The organism is Streptomyces sp. MnatMP-M17, assembly GCF_900091995.1.
In the GTDB taxonomy this organism is placed as follows: Bacteria; Actinomycetota; Actinomycetes; order Streptomycetales; family Streptomycetaceae; genus Streptomyces.
Window position 1 is genome coordinate 1 of record NZ_FMDK01000420.1, and the last position, 3892, is coordinate 3892.

3 protein-coding genes and 1 pseudogene are annotated in these 3892 nt (G+C 70.4%); 2 read left to right on the plus strand and 2 right to left on the minus strand.

All coding sequences use genetic code 11. The features are described 5' to 3' along the window. Positions 1–292, minus strand: a pseudogene (locus tag GA0115259_RS19280) (LytR family transcriptional regulator); the annotation flags it as partial. Positions 293–470: 178 nt separating this feature from the next. Between GA0115259_RS19280 and GA0115259_RS19285 the strand changes: the two are divergent. Further along, the gene (locus tag GA0115259_RS19285) at positions 471–1019 is read left to right on the plus strand and encodes an acyl-CoA thioesterase (RefSeq protein WP_093598560.1); all 549 of its coding nucleotides are present in this window, start codon (positions 471–473) and stop codon (positions 1017–1019) included. Between the two features lie 6 nt (positions 1020–1025). Here the strand turns inward: GA0115259_RS19285 and GA0115259_RS19290 are convergent, their stop codons facing one another. Next, a complete protein-coding gene (locus GA0115259_RS19290; RefSeq protein ID WP_161230417.1) occupies positions 1026–2453 on the minus strand; it encodes an LCP family protein in 1428 nt (475 codons plus the stop codon). Positions 2454–2824: 371 nt separating this feature from the next. Here GA0115259_RS19290 and GA0115259_RS19295 point away from each other — a divergent pair, with 371 nt between their 5' ends. After that, complete coding sequence (locus GA0115259_RS19295; RefSeq protein WP_093598566.1) at positions 2825–3862, plus strand: glycosyltransferase family 2 protein; 1038 nt, start codon at positions 2825–2827, stop codon at positions 3860–3862. Positions 3863–3892: the final 30 nt, after the last annotated feature.

Consider the following 3892-nt stretch of genomic DNA (forward strand, 5'->3'; position numbering starts at 1 on the left):
GGCGCCAGTCGGGCGCGTACCGGGGCGCGGGAGGGCCGCTCGGCGGAGGCGGCGGGCCGCCGCCGTTGCGACCGCCGCCACCGGGCGAGCCGTAGACCTGGCCCGTGTTGTAGCCGCTGTCGTATCCCGGCTCATAGCCCTGGTCGTACCCCTGCGACTGCCGGGGGACGCCACGAGGCTGCACATGCGGCATCGCGCGCGCGCCCTCGGGCTGTGCGCCCGCACTGCCGCGCCCGTAGCGGTCGCCGCGGTTGCCGCGGTCGCCGGTCCATCCATCGGGCCAATCATTCATGCGGACCAGTGTGCAGGGCGCCGGCGCGTCGCTGACAGGGGCTATGGAAAATCGGGGCGGGCCTGTTGCCAAGCTGATGCAATGCGTACCGCCCGATGTCATACGTACGGGCCGATGCCGTGCGTACCGCGCCCGGACCCTGCCGGACCCGGCCGGACCTGCGCATAAGGTGGGGGCCATGACAGATCAGGCCGACCGTCCGGAGTCCCCGATACCGGGCAAGCCCACCGCCGCCTCCCGGACCACGCTCAGCCACATCATGACTGGCGGCGACACCAATCTGCTCGGTACGGTGCACGGCGGCGTGATCATGAAGCTGGTCGACGACGCGGCGGGCGCGGTCGCGGGACGGCACTCCGGCGGGCCCGCGGTCACCGCCTCCATGGACGAGATGGTCTTTCTGGAGCCGGTGCGGGTCGGAGATCTGGTGCATGTGAAAGCCCAGGTCAACTGGACGGGCCGGTCCTCGATGGAGGTCGGGGTACGGGTGCTGGCCGAGCGCTGGAACGAGTCGACTCCGGCGACCCAGGTCGGCAGCGCGTATCTGGTCTTCGCGGCCGTCGACGCGGACGGCAGGCCCCGTCCGGTACCGCCGGTGATCCCGGAGACGGAGCGCGACAAGCGGCGCTACCAGGAGGCCCAGATCCGGCGTACACACCGGCTGGCCCGGCGGCAGGCGATCAAGGAGCTACGGGAGAAGCGCGCGGCGGAAGGCTTTGACGACTGAACCCTCTCAGCGGCATACGGCCTGGTCGCCGGTCACCGTCTCGAACCGGTCCTTCGACGGGGCCTCGACACGTACCGGCGTCACCGCCCGGAAGTCCGTCCCCAGCGTCACCTTGAGCGTCGCGCCCTGCTGCCGCACCGCGCGCAGTTCGCTGCCGGGCAGCGCGGCGGCCAGGGATCTCGCCGAGCGGTCCCAGCGCGGGTCGTACAGCACGACCGTCCGCCGCTGATCGTGTTCCCGCGCGTTCAGCGGCACACGGGTCGTGTCGAAGCCGGTGGCGCGCAGCGCTTTGTCGGCCCGTCTGGCGAGTCCGGCCTTGCGCGTCCCGTTGTAGACCTGCACCTTGACCCGTTTCGGCTCCACTTCGACCGGCACGGCCTCCTGCCCGTCCTGGGGCCGGCCGTCTTCGGGCTTGCGCTCCGGCGACCGGCTCGGCTTCGGCTTCGGCTCGTTCAGCGTGGTCAGCGGGCGGTCCTCGCGCAGTGCCCGGAAGAGCCGCTTCGACTTCACCGGATCCCATTTCACCGTCGAGCCGACACCTTTGACCGCGACGCCGGCCCCGGCCTCCGCCAACGGCACCGAGGTGAACTCCGACGACGCGGCCGAGAAACCGTGCATCGCCTCGTTCAGGGCGAGCATCTGCTCCGTACCGAATTCCGCGTCGGCCCGGACCGAGGTGAGCATCGCGGAGCTGACATCACGGAACTTCACCGGATTCAGCAGCACACCGCTGCTGGTGGCCCGGTCGATCAGCGCGGCCAGGAAGCGCTGCTGGCGCCGCATCCTGCCGAGGTCGGCCGCGCCGTCGATATGCCGGGACCGTACGTACTGCAGCGCCTGCCCGCCGTCCAGCTTGTGCGTGCCGGGCGTCAGATCGAGTCCCGTGTACGAGTCCTTCAGTGCCCTGGGCGTGCAGATCTCCACACCGCCCAGGGCGTCCACCGTCTTCATGAAGCTGGTGAAGTCGACCTCCAGATAGTGGCTGATCTTCACACCGGTCATATGTTCCAGGGTCCGGACCGTCAGATTCGGTCCGCCCTCCGTGTACGCCGCGTTGAGCTTCACCACATGCGGCTGGTGCTGTTTGCCGGTGGTGGTGTCGATGTGCTCGGGCAGCTCCGTATAACTGTCGCGCGGCAGGCTCACCACGCTCGCGCGCTCGCCGTTCGCCGAGAGATGCACCAGCATGATCGTGTCGGTGCAGTGGCACGGCGCTCCGCCGAGCCGGTACTTCTGCCGCTCGTCCTCCGTGATCTTGTCGCGGCCGTCGGTGCCGACGAGCAGGAGGTTCAGACCGTGGCCCGCGTCCGGCCGGTTCTTCATGTCCTTGAACGCGTCCACCCGGTCGATCTCGGTGTCCAGGCTGCTCACCACCGCGTGGCCGATTCCGCCCGCGCTCAGTACCAGTACGGAGACGGTCGTCGTCACCCGCATTCCCCAGCGGGACCGCTCCCGTCGGCTCTCCGGAGCCGGTGGGCGCGGCACGGGCTGGCGGCGGACGGGCGGGACGGGACGGTACGGGCGGCGCGGGGAGCGGGGTGGCGTGGTCAACGGGGGACACCTCCGCGGTGGTCGAGGAGCGAGGAGCGGGTGGCGGGGAGCGCGGGTGCTGGTGTGGGCGCTGGTCTGGTGTGGGTGCGGTAATACGTCCATACGATCAGTGCAGCCGGGCACCGTACGCGCACCGCACGGGTGGCGCGCGTCGCTGTCGCCCGTTCGCGGTAACGTGGCCGCCGTATCAGCCGCCGTACCGACCGCCGTACCGACCGCCGTACCGACGTCTCCCGAAGGACCCAGAAGACTCCATGCCTGCCTTGCCGCCCGCGGTCTCCGTGATCATGCCGGTGCTCGACGAGGAACGCCATCTGCGGAACTCCGTCCGGCACATCCTGGAGCAGGAGTACGAGGGCGAGATGGAGGTGGTGATCGCGCTCGGGCCCTCCACGGACCGTACGGACGAGATCGCCGCGGAGCTGGTCCGGGAGACCGCGTCCCATCCACGGGCCACTGTCCGGACCGTCCCCAACCCGACCGGCCGCACTCCCGCCGCCCTGAACGCCGCGATCAAGGCGTCCAGGCATCCCGTCGTCGTACGCGTCGACGGCCACGGCATGCTCTCGCCGGACTACATCGCGACCGCCGTCCGGCTGCTGGCGGAGACCGGCGCGCAGAACGTCGGCGGGATCATGCACGCCGAGGGCGAGAACGACTGGGAGAACGCGGTCGCCGCCGCCATGACCTCGAAAATAGGTGTCGGCAACGCGGCGTTCCACACCGGAGGCGAGGCCGGGCCCGCCGAAACCGTGTATCTGGGTGTTTTCCGGCGCGAGGCGCTGGAGCAGCAGGGCGGCTACAACGAGGAGTTCATCCGGGCCCAGGACTGGGAGCTGAACTTCCGTATCCGCGAGGCCGGCGGCGGGATCTGGTTCTCTCCCGAGCTGCGCGTGCAGTACCGTCCCAGGCCCTCGGTCAGGGCGCTCGCCAAGCAGTACAAGGACTACGGGCGCTGGCGCCGTGTCGTCGCCCGCTACCACTCGGGCTCGATCAATCTGCGCTATCTCGCGCCGCCGACGGCCGTCTGCGCCATCGCGGCGGGCATCATCGTCGGCGCGGTGCTCACGCCGTGGGGCCTGATCGTCCCGGCCGGCTATCTCGCGGCGATCGCCGCGGGCTCGGTGCCCGCGGGCAAGGGCCTGCCGCTGAAGGCCAGGCTCCAGATCCCGGTGGCGCTGGCCACCATGCACATGTCGTGGGGATACGGCTTTCTGACCAGCCCGCGTTCGCTGGCGAAGAAGGTCATCGCGAGCCGCCGCCCGGCGGTGCGGCCGACGGTCGAGGCGTAGCCGCAGCCGTAACCGTGAGGCCGTAAGAAC

Bases quoted from the DNA above. Each gene is read 5' to 3' on its own strand.
- GA0115259_RS19285 (WP_093598560.1), top strand. From the start codon at position 471: ATGACAGATCAGGCCGACCGTCCGGAGTCCCCGATACCGGGCAAGCCC.
- GA0115259_RS19290 (WP_161230417.1), bottom strand. From the start codon at position 2,453: ATGCGGGTGACGACGACCGTCTCCGTACTGGTACTGAGCGCGGGCGGA.
- GA0115259_RS19295 (WP_093598566.1), top strand. From the start codon at position 2,825: ATGCCTGCCTTGCCGCCCGCGGTCTCCGTGATCATGCCGGTGCTCGAC.